At 71.2% G+C, this 17,125-nt stretch carries 15 protein-coding genes; 6 read left to right on the forward strand and 9 right to left on the reverse strand.

Annotation, left to right across the window (positions count from 1 at the left end; all coding sequences use genetic code 11):
- Positions 1–103 precede the first annotated feature (103 nt).
- Positions 104–535: a DUF3093 domain-containing protein gene (locus ACIQFY_RS01490; protein ID WP_400337992.1), complete on the reverse strand. Its 432-nt coding sequence runs from the start codon at positions 533–535 to the stop codon at positions 104–106.
- Between the two features lie 77 nt (positions 536–612).
- Between ACIQFY_RS01490 and dut the strand changes: the two genes are divergently transcribed.
- The 5 genes from dut to dxs all read left to right on the forward strand — a co-directional run bounded on the left by dut (position 613) and on the right by dxs (position 7,813).
- The gene (gene dut / locus ACIQFY_RS01495; protein ID WP_400337994.1) at positions 613–1,107 is read left to right on the forward strand and encodes a dUTP diphosphatase; all 495 of its coding nucleotides are present in this window, start codon (positions 613–615) and stop codon (positions 1,105–1,107) included.
- A complete protein-coding gene (locus tag ACIQFY_RS01500) occupies positions 1,104–1,826 on the forward strand; it encodes a DUF3710 domain-containing protein (RefSeq protein ID WP_235426579.1) in 723 nt (240 codons plus the stop codon). The genes dut and ACIQFY_RS01500 overlap by 4 nt, the downstream gene beginning before the upstream one ends.
- A 182-nt stretch (positions 1,827–2,008) precedes the next feature.
- Positions 2,009–2,725, forward strand: a complete 717-nt coding sequence (locus ACIQFY_RS01505; protein WP_066658133.1) for a DUF3159 domain-containing protein — start codon at positions 2,009–2,011, stop codon at positions 2,723–2,725.
- A gap of 128 nt (positions 2,726–2,853) precedes the next feature.
- Positions 2,854–5,691: an aconitate hydratase gene (locus ACIQFY_RS01510; RefSeq protein ID WP_066654071.1), complete on the forward strand. Its 2,838-nt coding sequence runs from the start codon at positions 2,854–2,856 to the stop codon at positions 5,689–5,691.
- Between the two features lie 187 nt (positions 5,692–5,878).
- Positions 5,879–7,813 carry a 1-deoxy-D-xylulose-5-phosphate synthase gene (dxs, locus tag ACIQFY_RS01515; protein ID WP_271826546.1) on the forward strand — a complete coding sequence of 645 codons (1,935 nt, stop codon included), beginning with the start codon at positions 5,879–5,881 and terminating at the stop codon, positions 7,811–7,813.
- Positions 7,814–7,999: 186 nt separating this feature from the next.
- Here the strand turns inward: dxs and ACIQFY_RS01520 are convergent, their stop codons facing one another.
- From ACIQFY_RS01520 to ACIQFY_RS01535, 4 genes are all read right to left on the reverse strand, one after another.
- Entirely contained in the window at positions 8,000–10,138 is a 2,139-nt protein-coding gene (locus tag ACIQFY_RS01520; protein WP_400337997.1) for a 3-hydroxyacyl-CoA dehydrogenase NAD-binding domain-containing protein, read from the reverse strand.
- Between the two features lie 2 nt (positions 10,139–10,140).
- Complete coding sequence (locus tag ACIQFY_RS01525; protein ID WP_081984825.1) at positions 10,141–11,352, reverse strand: thiolase family protein; 1,212 nt, start codon at positions 11,350–11,352, stop codon at positions 10,141–10,143.
- Positions 11,353–11,478: 126 nt separating this feature from the next.
- Positions 11,479–12,717 (reverse strand): HRDC domain-containing protein, encoded by a 1,239-nt coding sequence (locus ACIQFY_RS01530; RefSeq protein WP_374109574.1) that lies wholly within the window; start codon positions 12,715–12,717, stop codon positions 11,479–11,481.
- A 29-nt stretch (positions 12,718–12,746) separates the two neighbouring features.
- Positions 12,747–13,328 carry a DUF3000 domain-containing protein gene (locus tag ACIQFY_RS01535; protein WP_066654075.1) on the reverse strand — a complete coding sequence of 194 codons (582 nt, stop codon included), beginning with the start codon at positions 13,326–13,328 and terminating at the stop codon, positions 12,747–12,749.
- 23 nt (positions 13,329–13,351) lie between these two features.
- On the opposite strand from ACIQFY_RS01535, the gene ACIQFY_RS01540 reads away from it, so the two are divergent.
- Positions 13,352–14,575, forward strand: a complete 1,224-nt coding sequence (locus tag ACIQFY_RS01540; RefSeq protein ID WP_311205347.1) for an alpha/beta fold hydrolase — start codon at positions 13,352–13,354, stop codon at positions 14,573–14,575.
- 65 nt (positions 14,576–14,640) lie between these two features.
- Here the strand turns inward: ACIQFY_RS01540 and ACIQFY_RS01545 are convergent, their stop codons facing one another.
- The 4 genes from ACIQFY_RS01545 to ACIQFY_RS01560 form a co-directional block, all read right to left on the reverse strand.
- Entirely contained in the window at positions 14,641–14,793 is a 153-nt protein-coding gene (locus ACIQFY_RS01545) for a hypothetical protein (protein WP_158407749.1), read from the reverse strand.
- A 312-nt stretch (positions 14,794–15,105) separates the two neighbouring features.
- Positions 15,106–15,258 (reverse strand): hypothetical protein, encoded by a 153-nt coding sequence (locus ACIQFY_RS01550; protein ID WP_158407750.1) that lies wholly within the window; start codon positions 15,256–15,258, stop codon positions 15,106–15,108.
- A gap of 151 nt (positions 15,259–15,409) precedes the next feature.
- A complete protein-coding gene (locus ACIQFY_RS01555) occupies positions 15,410–16,627 on the reverse strand; it encodes a DUF6188 family protein (RefSeq protein WP_400338000.1) in 1,218 nt (405 codons plus the stop codon).
- The gene (locus ACIQFY_RS01560) at positions 16,624–17,028 is read right to left on the reverse strand and encodes a hypothetical protein (protein WP_400338002.1); all 405 of its coding nucleotides are present in this window, start codon (positions 17,026–17,028) and stop codon (positions 16,624–16,626) included. Before ACIQFY_RS01560 ends, ACIQFY_RS01555 begins: the two co-directional genes overlap by 4 nt.
- Between the last annotated feature and the right edge of the window lie 97 nt (positions 17,029–17,125).

Consider the following 17,125-nt stretch of genomic DNA (forward strand, 5'->3'; position numbering starts at 1 on the left):
GCGACTGGCGGACTGGAACCGGTGGGACGGGGGAGGGCGCGCCTCCCGACCGGACCGCCGCGACCGCTATGCGAGCCCGAGCTCGCGCCGGCGGCACGCCGCGTCAGGAACGCAGGGCGTCCACCACGGCCTGCGGGTTGCGCGCGCTGACCAGCCAGTAGGGCGTCGGGTCCGCCGGGTCCGTCACCTCGACGCGCACGACCCCGCGCACGTACCCGCGGAAGAGCGTCCACGCGCGGGCGTCGAGCGCAGGACCGCGCTGGGTCGTGGCCTCGGCGCCGGTGTGCGCGGTGGCCTCGCCGACGAGCGTCCGCGGCAGGTGCGCACGGCCGGCGCGGAACTCGGTGTCGGTGACCTCGATCGTCGGGGCGAGCGCCCAGAGCAGCACGACCACGCCGAGGTACATGCCGGTCGCCACGAGGACGCCGGCCAGGACGCTGATCGGCAGGAACACGAGCAGGCTCGCGGGGATGACGAGCGCCGTCGCCAGGTAGAGGGCGGGCGGGGCCCAGAGTCGTTCGCGGTACACGGTCACCCCTCCATCCCACCACGAGTCGGAGCAGGTCACGGAACGGTCACGGAACGACCACGCTCGTGCACTACCCTCGTCTCGTGACCGAACCAGTCGACGTGCTCTGGACCGGGGAGAACGCCCCCGTCCACGCCCACCCCGGTGATGCCGGAGCCGACCTCGTCTCGACCGAGGCCTTCGTGCTGCAGCCCGGGGAGCGCCGTCTCGTCGGCACCGGGCTCCGGATCGCACTGCCGGACGGCCACGTCGCCTTCGTGGTGCCCCGGAGCGGCCTCGCGGCGAAGCACGGGGTCACGATCGTGAACGCCCCCGGCACCGTCGACTCCGGCTACCGGGGCGAGGTCAAGGTCGCCCTGCTCAACACCGATGTGTCCGAGCCGTACGAGGTGCACGTGGGGGACCGCATCGCGCAGGTGGTCGTCATGCCGGTGCCGCGGGTCACCTACACCCGCGTCGAGGAGCTGCCGGACAGTGTCCGCGGCGAGGGCGGCTTCGGCTCCTCGGGCTACGGTGACCACCGCAGCGGCGCACTGTACGGTGCCGCCGACGACTTCCAGGAAGGAACGGGCGCATGAAGTTCGGTCGACGCAAGCGTGACGAGGTCGAGGTGGCGGACGCCGTCGCCGACGACGCCGTGATCGCGGGGACGACGCCGGAGGTCGACATCGCGACCGATGCCGACGCCGACCTCGACGAGGTGGACGCGGTCGCACCGACCGACAAGTCGGCTCCGGCCGACCGTGCCGACAACGGCCCGCACGACGAGACCGAGGCGAACCTGGTCCGCCCGTACGTCGACCTGGGCGGCGTGAAGGTCCTCCCGCGTGAGGGCCTGCACCTGCGCCTCGAGGTCGAGGAGGGTTCGCAGCGCGTCGTCGCGGTCGGGCTCGACTACGACGAGTCCACGCTCCAGGTCCAGCCCTTCGCCGCGCCCCGGTCCACCGGGCTGTGGCACGAGATCCGCGCGCAGATCGCCGACCAGATCGAGCGGCAGGGCGGCCGCGTGGACGAGGTCGACGGCCCCTTCGGTCCCGAGCTCCGCGCTCTCGTGCCGGTCGTCGTCGACGGCTCCGGCGCGACCGACGGTGCACGCGCCGCACGCTTCGTCGGTGTCGACGGCCCCCGCTGGTTCCTGCGCGGCGTGATCGCCGGCAAGGCCGCGGAACAGCCGGACGACGCCGCAGAGATCGAGGAGCTCTTCCGCAGCGTGGTCGTCGTGCGTGGCACGACGCCGATGCCGCCGCGCGACCTCATCCCGCTGCACATGCCCAAGTCGACGCAGACCGCCGTCTGACGACCGTCCGCGACGAACGACCCACGACACGGCCTGGAGGCACGGTGCCGGACCACGACGAGACCCCCCGTCCCGCGGACGCGAGCGACCAGGGCGCGGCTCCGGTCGACGGTCCGACCGGGCCGGGGCCGGCCGTCCCGGCTGGACGGACGGCCCCGGCCCGGACGGCTGGTGACGACTCCGTGGACGAGGACGCCGTGCCGTCGTTCTCGGCGCAGTTCCGCGCGGCGGTGCAGAACGCCGGCATCGCCCGGGTCGCGCCGGGCGAGGCGCCCTCCGGCCGTGCGCTGCTCGGTGCGGTCGGCGGCGTGCGCGGGCTCGCCGAGTCGGTGCTGCCCGGTTTCGCGTTCCTCGTCGTCTACGCGATCACGAAGGAGCTCGTGCCGAGCGTCGTGATCCCGGTGCTCGTCGGGCTCGTGTTCGTGGTGGTCCGTCTGGCGCAGCGGCAGTCGCTCGTGATGTCCTTCGCGGGCATCGCCGGCGTGGTCGTCTCGGCGGTCCTGGCGCTGGTCACCGGCCGGGCCGAGACGAACTTCATCCCCGGCATCGTCATCAACTCGGTGTGGCTCGTCGGGCTGCTCGTCACCCTGGCGATCCGGTGGCCGCTGATCGGCGTCGTGGTCGGCTTCCTGCTCCCGCCGGACGAGGACGGCTCCCACGTCGACTGGCGTGCCGACCCCACCAAGCGCCGGGTGCTCACGGTGGCGACGTGGATCTGGGTCGGGCTCTTCGCGCTCCGGCTGGCCGTCGAGGTACCGCTGTACCTGACCGCGCAGGTCGAGCTCCTCGCCGCGGTGAAGCTGGTGCTCGGCGTCCCGCTCTACGCGGCCGTGCTGTGGGTCACGTGGTTGCTCGTCCGCACGGTGTTCGTGCGTCGGGAGGACACCGCCGCGGTGTAGAGTTGTCTCGACATCGAGACAGTTTCCCGGGGGCGCGCCAGCACCGTCGGGATTAGGTTTGCCTTGCTGGTGGGACGTTCCGACGCCCGCGATGATGAGGGCACACCGATCAGTAGGGAGGCGGCACAGTGGCTGCAGTCAACAGCTTCGGCTCGAAGGACACGCTCTCGGTTGGGGGTGTCGACTACGCGTTCCACCGGATCGACACGGTGCCGGGGCACGAGAAGCTCCCGTACAGCCTGAAGGTGCTGCTCGAGAACCTGCTCCGCACCGAGGACGGCGCGAACGTCACCGAGGAGCAGATCCGCGCGCTCGGCTCCTGGAAGCCCGAGGCCGAGCCGGACACCGAGATCCAGTTCTCGCCGGCCCGCGTGGTCATGCAGGACTTCACGGGCGTCCCGTGCATCGTCGACCTCGCCACCATGCGCGAGGCGATGGCGCAGATCGGCGGCGACCCGAACAAGATCAACCCGCTCTCGCCGGCCGAGATGGTCATCGACCACTCCGTCGTCGCCGACCTGTTCGGCCGCGAGGACGCCCTCCAGCGCAACACCGACCTCGAGTACGAGCGCAACGGGGAGCGCTACCAGTTCCTCCGCTGGGGCCAGACCGCATTCGAGGACTTCAAGGTCGTCCCGCCGGGCACCGGCATCGTGCACCAGGTCAACATCGAGTACCTGGCGAAGGTCACGTACACCCGCGAGTTCGACGGTGAGCTCTACGCGTACCCGGACACCCTCGTCGGCACCGACTCGCACACCACCATGGTGAACGGCCTCGGCGTGCTCGGGTGGGGCGTCGGCGGCATCGAGGCCGAGGCCGCGATGCTCGGCCAGCCCGTGTCGATGCTCATCCCGAAGGTCGTCGGCTTCAAGCTGTCCGGTTCGATCCCCGCCGGCGTCACCGCGACGGACGTGGTGCTGACCATCACCCAGGAGCTCCGTAAGCACGGCGTCGTGGGCAAGTTCGTCGAGTTCTACGGCGAGGGCGTCTCCGAGGTCCCGCTCGCGAACCGCGCGACCATCGGCAACATGTCGCCGGAGTTCGGCTCCACCGCCGCGATCTTCCCCGTCGACTCCGTCACGCTCGACTACCTGCGCCTGACCGGCCGGTCCGAGGACCAGATCGCCCTGGTCGAGGCGTACTCCAAGGCCCAGGGCCTGTGGCACGACCCGTCGGTGGAGCCCGCGTACTCCGAGTACATGGAGCTCGACCTCTCGACGGTCGTCCCGTCGATCTCCGGCCCGAAGCGCCCGCAGGACCGCATCGAGCTGTCGAAGGCCAAGGACCAGTTCGAGGTCGACCTCGCCAACTACGCGAGCATCGACCACACGCACGAGGACAAGGCCGTGGCGGACACCTTCCCGGCGTCCGACCCGGTCGCCGCCGCGCCCGGTGACGAGCACGCCGTCGACGACCTGCAGGACGCCCCCGCGTCCGAGGTCCCCGTGCACGCCTCGAGCGCGCCCGGCACGGTGTCGAAGCCGACGTCGGTCTCCGTGGCCGACGGCGACACGTTCACGATCGACCACGGTGCCGTCGCGATCGCCGCGATCACCTCGTGCACGAACACGTCGAACCCGTCGGTGATGATGGCCGCCGGCATCCTCGCGCGGAACGCCGCGAAGAAGGGCCTCAAGGCCAAGCCGTGGGTGAAGACCACCCTCGCGCCGGGCTCGAAGGTCGTCACCGACTACTACGAGAAGGCCGGGCTCACCAGCTACCTCGAGGACCTCGGCTTCTACACGGTCGGCTACGGCTGCACCACCTGCATCGGCAACTCGGGCCCGCTGCCCGAGGAGATCTCGCAGGCCGTGCAGGACAACGACCTCGCCGTCACCGCGGTGCTCTCGGGCAACCGCAACTTCGAGGGCCGGATCAACCCCGACGTGAAGATGAACTACCTGGCCTCGCCGCCGCTGGTCATCGCGTACGCCCTGGCCGGGTCGATGCACTTCGACTTCGACAAGGACGCCCTCGGCACCGACCAGGACGGCAACGACGTCTACCTGCAGGACATCTGGCCCGACGCGGCCGAGGTGCAGGACGTGATCGACACGTCGATCGACACCGAGATGTTCACCCACGAGTACGGTTCCGTGTTCGAGGGCGACGACCGCTGGAAGAACCTGCCGACCCCGACGGGCGACACGTTCGAGTGGGACACCGAGTCGACCTACGTCCGGAAGCCCCCGTACTTCGAGGGCATGACGATGCAGCCCGACGCGGTCTCCGACATCTCCGGTGCCCGCGTGCTCGCGAAGCTCGGTGACTCGGTCACGACCGACCACATCTCCCCGGCCGGTTCGATCAAGGCCGACAGCCCGGCCGGTCGGTACCTCGACGAGCACGGCGTCGACCGCAAGGACTTCAACTCCTACGGCTCGCGCCGCGGCAACCACGAGGTGATGATCCGCGGCACGTTCGCGAACATCCGCCTGCGGAACCAGCTGCTGGACGGCGTCGAGGGCGGCTACACCCGCGACTTCACGACGCCCGACGGCGAGCAGTCGTTCATCTACGACGCCTCGCAGCACTACCAGGAGCAGGGCATCCCGCTCGTCATCTTCGGTGGCAAGGAGTACGGTTCCGGCTCGTCGCGCGACTGGGCGGCGAAGGGCACGAACCTGCTCGGCGTCAAGGCGGTCATCACCGAGAGCTTCGAGCGCATCCACCGCTCGAACCTCATCGGCATGGGTGTCGTCCCGCTGCAGTTCCCGGCGGGTGAGACGGTCGAGTCGCTCGGTCTCGACGGCACCGAGGTCGTCTCGATCTCGGGGCTCACCGAGTTGAACGAGGGCCGCACGCCGAAGACCGTGCACGTCACCGCGGAGCCGAGCGAGCACTCGCCGGCCGGCAAGCAGACGGTCGAGTTCGACGCGGTCGTCCGCATCGACACCCCCGGTGAGGCGGACTACTACCGCAACGGCGGCATCCTGCAGTACGTGCTCCGTTCGCTCGTCTGATCCCTTCCACGAAACGCAACCGAGGCGGTTCCGCGCAGCGTCACAGCGCTGTGCGGGACCGCCTTCGTTGCGTTCTGCGGAGTGCGACCGGACGGACGGGAGGCGCGTGGCGGGGCCGCCACGCGCCTCCCGTCCGTGTCCCGGTCGCGCGGATAGTGTGGGGACCTGCCCCACGAAAGGAGCGCCCGTGAGCCTGCTGAGCAGCATCACGTCGCCGCGCGACCTCAGGCGTCTGTCCGACGCACAGATGACGGAGCTCGCCGCCGAGATCCGACGGTTCCTCGTCGCCGAGGTCGCGAAGACCGGCGGGCACCTCGGACCGAACCTCGGGGTCGTCGAGCTGACGCTCGCGATGCACCGCGTGTTCGACTCGCCGCACGACCCGTTCGTCTTCGACACGGGGCACCAGTCGTACGTGCACAAGCTCGTCACCGGGCGGCAGGACTTCTCGAAGCTGCGCGAGCGCGGCGGGCTGGCCGGCTACCCGCAGCGGAGCGAGTCGGAGCACGACATCGTCGAGTCCTCGCACGCGTCCTCGTCGCTGTCCTGGGCTGACGGGATCTCCCGCGCCTTCCGGCAGACCGGGCAGGACGACCGCACCGTCGTGGCGGTCGTCGGCGACGGCGCCCTCACCGGCGGGATGACGTGGGAGGCGCTCAACAACATCTCGGACAGCAACGACCGCCGCCTGGTGATCGTGGTCAACGACAACGGTCGGTCCTACGCGCCGACGATCGGGGGCATGGCGCGCTTCCTCAGCTCGGTGCGCACCCGCCGTGAGTACCGGGCGCTGTTCGAGAAGTCGCAGGCCGTCGCCTCGCGGTTCGGTGCGCCGGGTCGTGCGTTCTACCGGGGGGTCCGTGGCGGACTCCACGGGTTCCTGGCGCGGTTCACCAACAACGAGGCGCTCTACTCGAACCTCGACATCAAGTACATCGGGCCGGTCAACGGTCACGACCAGCGGGCCGTCGAGGCGGCGCTCCGGCAGGCGAAGGCCTACGGCGCGCCGACCATCGTGCACGCGATCACGGAGAAGGGCCACGGCTTCGAGCCGGCGCTCCGCGACCAGGCGGACCAGTTCCACGCCGTCGGGCACATCGACCCCGAGACGGGGGAGTCGCTCGACGTGTCGTCCGGGCCCTCGTGGACGTCGGTGTTCGCCTCGGAGCTGGCGTCGGTCGGTGCGGCCGACGAGCGGATCGTCGCGATCACCGCGGCCATGCTGCGACCGACCGGGCTCCACCGCTTCCAGGAGCAACACCCCGACCGGGTGATCGACGTCGGCATCGCGGAGCAGCACGCCGTGACGACCGCGGCGGGGCTCGCCTACGGCGGGCTGCACCCCGTCGTGGCGCTCTACGCGACCTTCCTCAACCGGGCGTTCGACCAGGTGCTCATGGACGTGGCGCTCCATCGTGCCGGCGTGACGTTCGTCCTCGACCGCGCGGGCATCACCGGGCCGGACGGGCCGTCGCACCACGGGATGTGGGACCTCGCGCTGCTGCAGGTCGTCCCCGGGATCCGCATCGCCGCACCGCGCGATGCCGCGACGCTGCGCGAGGAGTTCCGCGAGGCCGTCGCCGTGGACGACGCCCCGACGGTGCTGCGCTGGTCGAAGGGATCCGTCGGACCGGACGTCCCGGCGATCCGTCGGCTGCACGACGGCGTGGACGTCCTGCGGGACCCGTCCGAGGGGCAGGAACCCGACGTCCTGTTCGTCGCCGTCGGCTCGATGGTGCCGGTCGCCCTCGAAGCCGCCGGGCTGCTCGAATCGCAGGGCATCGGCGTCACGGTCGTCGACCCCCGGTGGGTCGTGCCGATCCCGACCTCGCTCATCGACCTCTCGCGCGACCACCGGCTCGTCATCACGATCGAGGACGGCGTCCGCGTCGGTGGAGTCGGGACCCGGCTGCGGCAGGACCTGCGTGCCGCCGGGGTCGACACCGGGGTGAACGAGCTCGGGCTGCCGGACGAGTTCATCGACCACGCCTCGCGGTCGCAGATCCTGTCGGACGTGGGGCTCACGGCGCAGGCGATCGCGCGGGACGTCATCGACCAGGTGGTCGGCACGAAGCTGCCCCAGGCGAAGCCGGCGCGGACTCGGGAGTCGGCCGACCACTGAGGCTCGTGCGGCGCCGGTCGGCGCGGCACCGGCGCGAGTCGCGGCACCGTTCGGCGTGCCGGCGCGTGGTTCGGTGCCGGCCTGCCGGCGCGTGGTTCGGCGTGCCACAGCACAACCGGAAGCACCTCGCGCCACGGGTTCCCGTGGCGCGAGGTGCTTCCGGTTGTGCGGAGTGGTTCGAGTCGGCTAGCGCGAGGCGGGGCCGACGATCGCCGGGGTGTGGAACGTGCCGCCGAAGACGCGCTCCGAGGCGCCGGAGCGGTCGAGGTAGGGGCTGATGCCACCGGCCTGGAACGGGTAGCCGGCGCCGAGGATCAGACCGAGGTCGATCTCCTCGACGTGCTCGACGACGTGGTCCTCGAGCATGCGGTGCACCTCGTCCGCCAGGGCGTCCTCGAACCGCTGCTGCATCGTCGCCGCGTCGACCGGCTTCGCGTCCTTCTTCGACGGTGCGACGAGCTTCACGGCGGCGGGGTCGTACCCGGTGGCGGTGCCCTTCTTGTCGCGGGTCAGGATCGTGCCGTGCTCCGCGATCCGCTTCAGGCCGTCACCGGGGTAGAAGCGCTCCGGCCACGCCGCGTGGTGCGAGTCGAGCACGTGCGCACCGACGGGCAGGCCGACGAGCTCGAGCAGCTCGAACGGCGACATCGGCAGGCCGAGCGGCGCAGCACCCTCGGCGACGATTTCGAAGGGCGTGCCCTCCTCGACGCCGCGCATCGCCTCGCCGAGCACCCGAGCGAGCACGCGGTTGACGACGAAGCCCGGCTGGTCGGCGGTGATGATCGCGGTCTTCTTCAGGGTCTTCGCGACCGTGAGTGCGGTGACGAGCGCTTCGTCCGAGGTCTCGTCGGCCCGCACCACCTCGAGCAGCGGCATCACGGCCACCGGGTTGAAGAAGTGGAAGCCGACGAGGCGCTCCGGGTGCTCGAGCACCGACGCCATCTCGTCGACCGACAACGACGAGGTGTTCGTCGCCAGGATCGCGTCGGGCGCGATGACCTGCTCGATCTTCCGGAAGACGTCCTGCTTGACCGACATCTCCTCGAAGACGGCCTCGATCACCCAGTCGGCGTCGGCGAACGCGTCGTACGACACCGACCCGCTGACGAGCGCCGTGATGCGGTTCGCGTCGTCGGGGGAGATGCGGCCCTTCTCGCGGAGCTTCTCGACCTCACCGGCGATGCGCGCGACCCCGGCGTCCACGCGGGCCTGGTCGACGTCGGTGATGACGACCGGGACGCCGAGACGGCGGGCGAACAGCAGCGCGAACTGCGACGCCATCAGCCCGGCGCCGAGGACGCCGACCTTCGTGATCTTCTTCGCCTCGACGCCCTCGGGAGCGCCGACGGGCTTCTTCGCGCGCTTCTGCACGAGGTCGAACGCGTACATCGACGCGGCGAACTGGTCACCGGCGAGCAGGTCGGCGAGGGCGTCGTCCTCGTCGGCGAAGCGGTCGTCGAGCGAGCCCGACTTCGCTGCGGCGACGAGGTCGAGCGCACGGAAAGGCGACTTCGGGACGGTGCCGATCTTCGAGGCCACCTGCTGTCGCGCCACCTTGACCACGGTGCCCCAGGCGGCCTTCTCGAGCATGCCGGGCTCGTTCGCGCGCTTGACCTTCTTGCGGCCGCTGACGACCCCGTCGGCCCACGCGACCGCGGACGGCAGGAAGGTCACGGAGGGGATGAGCGCGTCGCCGATGCCGAGCTCGACGGCGGCCTTGCCGTCCATGAGCCGGTTGTTCTTGAGCGGGTTCTCCACGATGACGCGGAGCGCCTTCTCGGGACCGATCAGGCGGGGGAGCAGCGTGGCCCCACCCCAGCCGGGGATGATGCCGAGGAAGACCTCGGGCAGCCCGATGCCCTGCGCCGCCGAGGAGAACACGCGGTAGGTGCAGTGCAGGGCGATCTCGAGCCCACCACCGAGCGCGATGCCGTTCACGAAGGCGAACGACGGCACACCGAGGTCGGAGAGCTTGCGGAGCGTCGCGTGCCCGAGGGCGCCGAGCTCATGAGCGACCTCGCGCGAGGGGAGCGCTGCCGCCTGCGACAGGTCGGCACCGGCGGCGAAGCAGTACTCCTTGCCGGTGATCGCGACCGCCTGGATGCTCCCGGCGGAGGCCGCTGCGCGCAGCGTGTCGAGCACGTCGGACAGCTCGCGCATGGTGCGCGGGCCGAGGGTCGACGGGCGCTTGTGGTCCTTGCCGTTGTCGAGCGTGACGAGGGCGAGCGTGCCACCGGACGGCAGCGGCACGTGCTTGACGTACGAGTGGGTGACGACCTCGTCGGCGCTGAGCTCGGTCAGCTGGTCGATCGGGGTGGTGGTCATCGTCAGGCCGCCTTCCGTGCCGCGCTCTTGCTGAAGTTCGGGTTCTCCCAGATGACGGTGCCGCCCTGGCCGAGGCCGATGCACATCGTCGTGATGCCGTACCGGACGTCCGGCCGCTCGGCGAACTGGGCCGCGAGCTGGTTCATGAGCCGGACGCCGCTCGACGCGAGCGGGTGTCCGACGGCGATCGCGCCGCCCCAGGCGTTGACGTTCGCGGAGTCCTGGGCGATGCCGTAGTTGTCGAGGAAGGCGAGCACCTGGACGGCGAACGCCTCGTTGATCTCGAAGAGCCCGATGTCGTCGATCGTCAGCCCTGCCTTGCGGAGCGCCTTGTCGGTCGCGGGGACGGGCCCGACGCCCATCACCTCGGGCTCGACGCCCGCGAAGGCGAACGAGACCATGCGCATCTTCGTCGGCAGGCCGTGCTGCTTCGCGCCGTCCTCGGAGGCGAGGAGGCTCATGGTGGCGCCGTCGTTGAGACCGGCCGCGTTGCCGGCGGTGACCCGTCCGTGGGGCCGGAACGGTGTGCGCAGCGCAGCCAGGGCCTCCAGGGTGGTGCCGGGACGCGGCGGCTCGTCCGCCGTGACGATGTCCCAGCCCTCGCCGGTGTTCACCTCGACCGGGACCACGTCGGGCTGCAGCTTGCCGGCCGCCCACGCGGCGGCGTAGCGCTGCTGCGACTGGACGGCGAAGGCGTCCGTGCGGTCCTTCGTGATGGCGGGGAAGCGGTCGTGCAGCCGCTCGGCGGTGCTGCCCATGACCAGCGCGTCGGTCGCGACCATGCGCTCCGCGACGAAGCGCGGGTTCACGTCGGCGCCGAAGCCCATCGGGTGGCGGCCCATGTGCTCGACCCCGCCGGCGATGGCGACGTCGGCAGCGCCGAAGGCGATCGCGCCGGCGAGCGTGGTGACGCTCGTCATCGCACCGGCGCACATGCGGTCGATGGCGTAGCCCGGGACCGACTTCGGCAGCCCGGCGAGCATGCCGACGGTGCGGCCGAGGGTCAGGCCCTGGTCGCCCTGCTGGGTGGTGGCGGCCACGGCGACGTCGTCGACCGCCGCGCCGTCGAGCTGGCTGTTCCGGTCGAGCAGACCGCGCATCGCGTGGACCGCGAGGTCGTCGGCGCGGGTCTTCCAGAACACCCCCTTCTCACCGGCTCGTCCGAACGGTGTGCGCACACCGTCCACGAACACGACGTCTGCTGCTCTGGCCAATCCGGGCCTCCAGATCCTCTTCGATCGAGTCGGGGCACGTTCCGCCCCGACCGGCCGGGCCGAGCCCGGCGACGGTACCGACGCTATGCCCGCCGCCTGGGCGAGCGCATGCCGGTTGGGGTGTTCCTACGAGCCGGTGTTGCTCTCGGCAGCAGGCTGCTGTGCGGCGTCGACAAAGGCGTGCGCGATGATCGACGCCGTCTCCTCGACCTGCCACGGGCGGGCGTCGTGCCCGGCAAGGGCGGCTCCGACGGTCTCGGTCGCGATCGGTGTCGGCGGTTCCCAGGACACCACCCGGAGGGTCTCCGGGGTGAGCAGGTTCTCGACGGGGACGTCGAGCTCCTCGGCACGCGCGACGACGGCGGCGCGAGCGGCCTTGTAGCGGCGGTCGGCCTCCGGGTTGCGGTCCGCCCACGCGCGGGGCGGCGGGAGCGTCGCCTCGCCGGTGCCGCGGAGCTTCGGCAGGTCCTCGGTCGTGCGCCCCTCCTCGACGGCGGCCCACCAGCGGTCGAGTTCCGACCGGCTCGCCCGGCCGGTGAAGGCCTTGACGGCACTCAGCTCGGCCTTCGAGGTCGGGTTCGCCGCCGCTGCGGCGACGATGGCCGAGTCGGGCACGATGCGACCCGGGGCGGTGTCGACCTGGCGGGCGTAGGCGTCGCGTGCGGTCCAGAGCGACCGGGCGATCGCGAGGGCCCGCGCGCCGCGGAGCGCGTGCATGCCGGACAGGCGGCGCCACGGCTCGGCCTTCGGGGGCTTCGGGGCGCGGGTCAGGACGGCGGCGAACTCCTCGGCGGCGATCCGCGACTTGCCGGCGGCGTCGAGCACCGCGGCGAGGGCGTCGCGCAGGTCGGGGAGCAGCTCGACGTCGAGCGCGGCGTAGACGAGCCAGGCCTGGGGGAGCGGACGCGTCGACCAGTCGGCGGCGGAGTGGGCCTTGGCGAGCGTGATGCCGAGGAGCTGCTCGACCACCGCGCCGAGACCGACGCGGGGGAACCCGGCGATGCGGGCACCGAGCTCGGTGTCGAAGATGCGGGTCGGGACGAGGCCGACCTCCTGCAGGCAGGGCAGGTCCTGCGAGGCGGCGTGGAACAGCCACTCCTCGTCGACGATCGCGGCCTGCAGTTCCGCGAAGTCACCGATCGCGATCGGGTCGAACAGGAAGGCGCCCGCACCGCGGCGGAAGACCTGGATGAGGTAGGCGCGCTGCGAGTACCGGTAGCCGCTCGCACGCTCCGCGTCGACCGCGACCGGGCCGTGTCCGGCGGCGATCGCGTCGACCGCCTGCAGGTACTCGTCGCGGTCCTCGATCACGCGCACGGTGGCGTGCGCGTCCTCGAACGCGGGATCGGCCGAGGCGCCCGACACGGCGTCGCGGGCCTGGCTGGCGGGGTCGGTCACTTCGTGGTCCTCCTCGGGGCCAGCAGGGTCACGCCGTCGGACGCCGGAGGGAGCCCCGCGAGCATCGCGACGATCTCCTCCCAGGCCTCGACGTGCGCGGTCAGGTCCTCGTCGCGGGGCGTCCACGAGGCCCGGAGCTCGAGCTGTGCGCCGTCGCCCTGGGCCGCGAGGTCGCCGTAGCCGCGCGAGATGATCTTGGTCGCCGTGCCCGACGCCCGGTCGTACGTCGCACCGTGGGCAGCGAGCGCGTCGACGAGCCAGCTCCACGTCACGTCGGCGACGAACTCGTCGACGCCGATCTCCGGTTCGAGCGGTGCCTGGGCGAAGGTCACGACGCGGAACGCGCCGCCCCAGCCCTCCGGTTCTGCGGGGTCGTACAGGGCGATGAAGCGGCCGGTCCCGAGGTCGGAGTCGATGCCGTGCACGGCGCCCGACACGTCCGCCGCGAGGGCGATCGAGTGCGGTGCGATGCGTGACGGCGAGGGGATCTCGGTGACGGTCGTCTCGGTGCGGGTCCGGCCCGGTGCGACGAACGCGCGCAGGCGTTCGAAGGCCTCGGGCTCTCGGGATTCGGACACGCTTGCAGACTAGGCTCCGGACCATGTCCCGATCAGCGCGACCCGCCGAGGACGTGGCCCAGGAGACCGCACGATCGGCCGGGGTCGTCGCGCTCGGCGCGGGCATCGCGGCCGCTGCGGTCACCACCGCGGTCATCGGCGGCTTCGTCGCCGCCGTCGCCCGAGCGGTCGTCACGCCCGACCGGAAGCGCGTCGAGCGTGTCCCGATCCACGCGGTCGACACCGGTCGGATGACCGTGACGCTCGAACGGACCGCCGACACCGAGCTGCAGGGGCGCTACAGCCTGTGGTTCGGCGGCGGTACCGGGCACCTGCGCGTCGGTGAGGTGCTCGGCACCACCGACACCACGGTCACGCGTCGCATCATCGCGATCGACGCCGGCGACCCGACCGCGGCTCGGCGCGGGCGCTGGGGCGGGTGGTTCTACCTCACGCCAGGCGAGCTCGACGTGCCCGTCGAGGACGTCGACATCCCGACACCGAACGGCGCCGCGCCGGCGTGGGTCGTCCGCGCCGACGACCCCGACGCGCCCTGGGCCGTGCTCGTGCACGGTCGCGGGGTCACCCGCGCCGAGACCATCCGCGCCGTCCCGGTCTTCCGCGCCGCCGGCTACTCGGTCGTCCTCGCCTCGTGGCGGAACGACGGCGTCGCCCCGCGCAGCGAGGACGGACGCTACGGCCTCGGCAGCACCGAGTGGGAGGACGTCGACGGCGTGCTCCGCTGGCTCACCGCGCAGCAGGCCCGGAGCGTCGTGCTCATGGGATGGTCGATGGGCGGTGCGGTCGTCCTGCAGACCCTCGTGCGGTCGCGGTTCGCCGGGCTCGTCGACGGGATCGTGCTCGAGTCGCCGGTCGTCGACTGGCACGCGGTGCTCGAGTCGCAGAGCCGTGTCCTGAAGCTCCCGCGCCCGGTGCGCAAGGTCGCCCAGCGCATCCTCCGGACGCCCGTGCTGCACCACGTCGCCGGGCTGCACCACCCGGTGGACCTCCGGGAACTCGACATGGTCGCCCGAGCTGACGAGCTCGACGTGCCGATCCTCATCCTGCACAGCGACGACGACGGGTTCGTGCCGTCATCGGCGTCGCACGAACTGGCGCGGGTCCGGCCGGACATCGTCCGGCTCGAGGTGCAGACGACCGCGCGGCACACGAAGCTCTGGAACCACGACGCCGACTGGTTCGACGCACGGATCCTCGCGTGGCTCACCGAGGTGGTGCAACCGACGGACGCGACGAGCGCGCGGTAGACGCGAACGATCGTCGGACGGGAGGCACGGTGCCAGCTGGCACCGTGCCTCCCGGCCGTCCTGGGTCAGGGTCGGTCGTCGTCCTGGTCGTGCGGCAGACGTCGCGCGATCGTCGTCGCGAGGACCGCGGCGCGGTCCGGTGTGAACGCGACGGTCGCGACCACTCCGGGAGCGTCGAGAGCGCAGAAGGGGAGGTCGTCAGCGTCGAAGCGTGCCACTGCGGCGACGAAGGACTCGAGGTCGAGGACCGTGAACCCCCGCTCGGCGGGCAGACCGTACTTGGTCGCGAACGTCTCCGCGGTCGTTCGAGCGCCCTGCTCGAAGAGTCTGATGCGGTCGTCGGGCGCGAGGAGTCGGACGAGTTCGAGGGCCCGGTCAGCGCCGGGTGCCGCGGTCGCGGCGAGCAGCGTCGCGAGTTCAGCGGCGCTGATGGTCTCGACCCCGGCGGTACGGTCAGTGACCGTAGCGGACAGGAACGCGCCGTCCGACGCCCGGAGCAGGACCGTGAGGACCTCGTCGCCGAGGTCGACCTACCGGACCAGCACCGGGTCGTGCCCGAGCTCGTCGAGGGGCGTCACGAGGGCATCGTCGCGGGGCGTCCCCGCTCGTCTGCTCCGGCGGAGTGCGCGGGCGATCGCGGCGGCAGGGGCGTCGTACCCGAGCACGTCCGCGTCGTCCGGCACGGCGTCCAGGATCTCGTGGGCTCGGGTGGGACGTCGAGGCGTCTGGGGAGGGTCAGGCGGAGCAGTGGCACGCTCGTGCCGGAGGTCGTCACGTCATGCCTCCACGAGGATGCGGGGAGCAGCCGGAGCGTGTCGGCTGTGGCCGTGCCGACTACCGGACACCGTGACCTCCGTCGCCCTCGTCCGCGGCGCGGATGAGCTGGTCCGGCCGGGGGAGTTCGGCCGGCATCTCCGTCGTGAACCACGGGAGCTCGAAGGAGTCGATCCGGCCGTCGAGCATCCACACGAGGACTTCACCCGCGAGCGGTGCCTCGTCCGTGCGGTAGGCCAGCGATCCCGGCAGACGACCGTCGGGCAAGTCGGCTCGGGGTGTCTCCGCGAGCACGACGTCCCAGATCCTCGGAGCTGTCTCCTGGACGGCTCGCACCGCCTCGGCCTGCTGTCGGAGTTCCGCCGCTCCCGGCGCGGGGAGCGTGTCGAGGAACGCGAGCAGGAGCGACTGGACGCGGTACGCGGCGAGGTCAGCGTCTCGAGTGCCGATCGAGGGTACCGCGACCTCCGGACCGAACAGCCGCTCGAACGCTTCCGAGACGCCGATGACCGAGGGATCCAGGACCACGGAGGCCTCGCCGCTGTGGAAGAAGTCGATGCGGAGGACCGCCCGGGCCGGGTCAGCCGCGGCGCCGAACGGGACGCCGAAGAACTCGCCGTCGATCAGCTGGTCGTTGTCACGGACGAGCGTCAGCATCTCGTCGTGTGAGAACCACAGGCCAGGTGGCGGTGCTGCTCTGAGACGACGGTCCCACTCGTGCACGTTCACCGTCGATCCCGAGCGCACGACGATGTCGAGATCGGTGACGAGCCACCGGAGCGGTGGGACGGTCAGCGATGTGAAGACGTCGTGGAACGCGGGGAGCAGGTGTTCGTCCGACGGCCGTGTCCGGAAGGACAGAAGGCCGCTTTCGGTCTCTGGGTGGTGAAGCCAGATGGCAGGGCCCCCGCCCGGCATGATGATGATCCTGGTCGGGGGCGTCTCCGGTCCGATGTAGTGCCACGACTCGAACTCGGGGTGCGGTCCGGCGGTCAGACGCGAGCCGTCGGAGAACGTCATCGACAGCGTCGAGCCCGTGGCGTGCGCCTCGGTGACCACGAGCGTGTGCAGGCGGAGAGCCGGTACCAGCCCCGACTTGTCGCCCTCCGGGTCGATCATCGTCGCGGCGTCGGGGGACCGACCGAGGGAGAACGGGCACTCCAGGATGACGGTGGCGCCGTTCGAGAGCAGGAGTCGGAGCGCGTGGTCGACCCATATGGCGTCGACCGTCTCTCCGACGAGGAGCAGGGGGACGTCCTCGACGGCCAGTTCGTTCATCGTGCGCACTTCGTGGGGCAGTCTGGATTTCGAAGTGCTCGCTCAGACGGGCGAGCGTCCATCTCATGCGAGCGCGCGTCCGCCTCGGTCTCGTAGATCTCGCCCCAGGCGATGTTCGCGGGCATGGCATCGGCAGGCAGATCGGCGTCGGGCAGGCAGATCTGCACGAAGTGCGGGAAGGCGGGGAATGTCCAGAGGTCTTCGTCCTCGAACCGACTCCAGAGCAAGAGCTCGCTGATGCCGAGCGGGTGGCCGAGTTCTTGGCCGCTCAGGGGTGGATCGCAGCTGACCATCAGCGCATGGTGTCCGTTCGGGAGCTCGATCGGTCGTTCCACCTCGCACCGGAAGACGGACGAGAACCGCAGGCTGTCCATGGACGAGAGGAAGAACACTTCTTGCATGTCAGAACTCCGGTCTGATGCCGAGATACACGATCAATCGAACAGCTTCGCCGACGCTATCCCCGGTCGGTGCCGAACTTCTTCGAAAGCCGGAAGC

The sequence above is a fragment of the Curtobacterium sp. NPDC092190 genome, assembly GCF_044755625.1.
Lineage (GTDB): Bacteria > Actinomycetota > Actinomycetes > Actinomycetales > Microbacteriaceae > Curtobacterium.

What these genes read in the sequence shown, in the direction of transcription:
- ACIQFY_RS01500 (WP_235426579.1), top strand. Translation starts at nt 1,104, where the DNA reads ATGAAGTTCGGTCGACGCAAGCGTGACGAGGTCGAGGTGGCGGACGCC.
- ACIQFY_RS01520 (WP_400337997.1), bottom strand. Translation starts at nt 10,138, where the DNA reads ATGACCACCACCCCGATCGACCAGCTGACCGAGCTCAGCGCCGACGAG.
- ACIQFY_RS01540 (WP_311205347.1), top strand. Translation starts at nt 13,352, where the DNA reads ATGTCCCGATCAGCGCGACCCGCCGAGGACGTGGCCCAGGAGACCGCA.
- ACIQFY_RS01555 (WP_400338000.1), bottom strand. Translation starts at nt 16,627, where the DNA reads ATGAACGAACTGGCCGTCGAGGACGTCCCCCTGCTCCTCGTCGGAGAG.
- ACIQFY_RS01560 (WP_400338002.1), bottom strand. Translation starts at nt 17,028, where the DNA reads ATGCAAGAAGTGTTCTTCCTCTCGTCCATGGACAGCCTGCGGTTCTCG.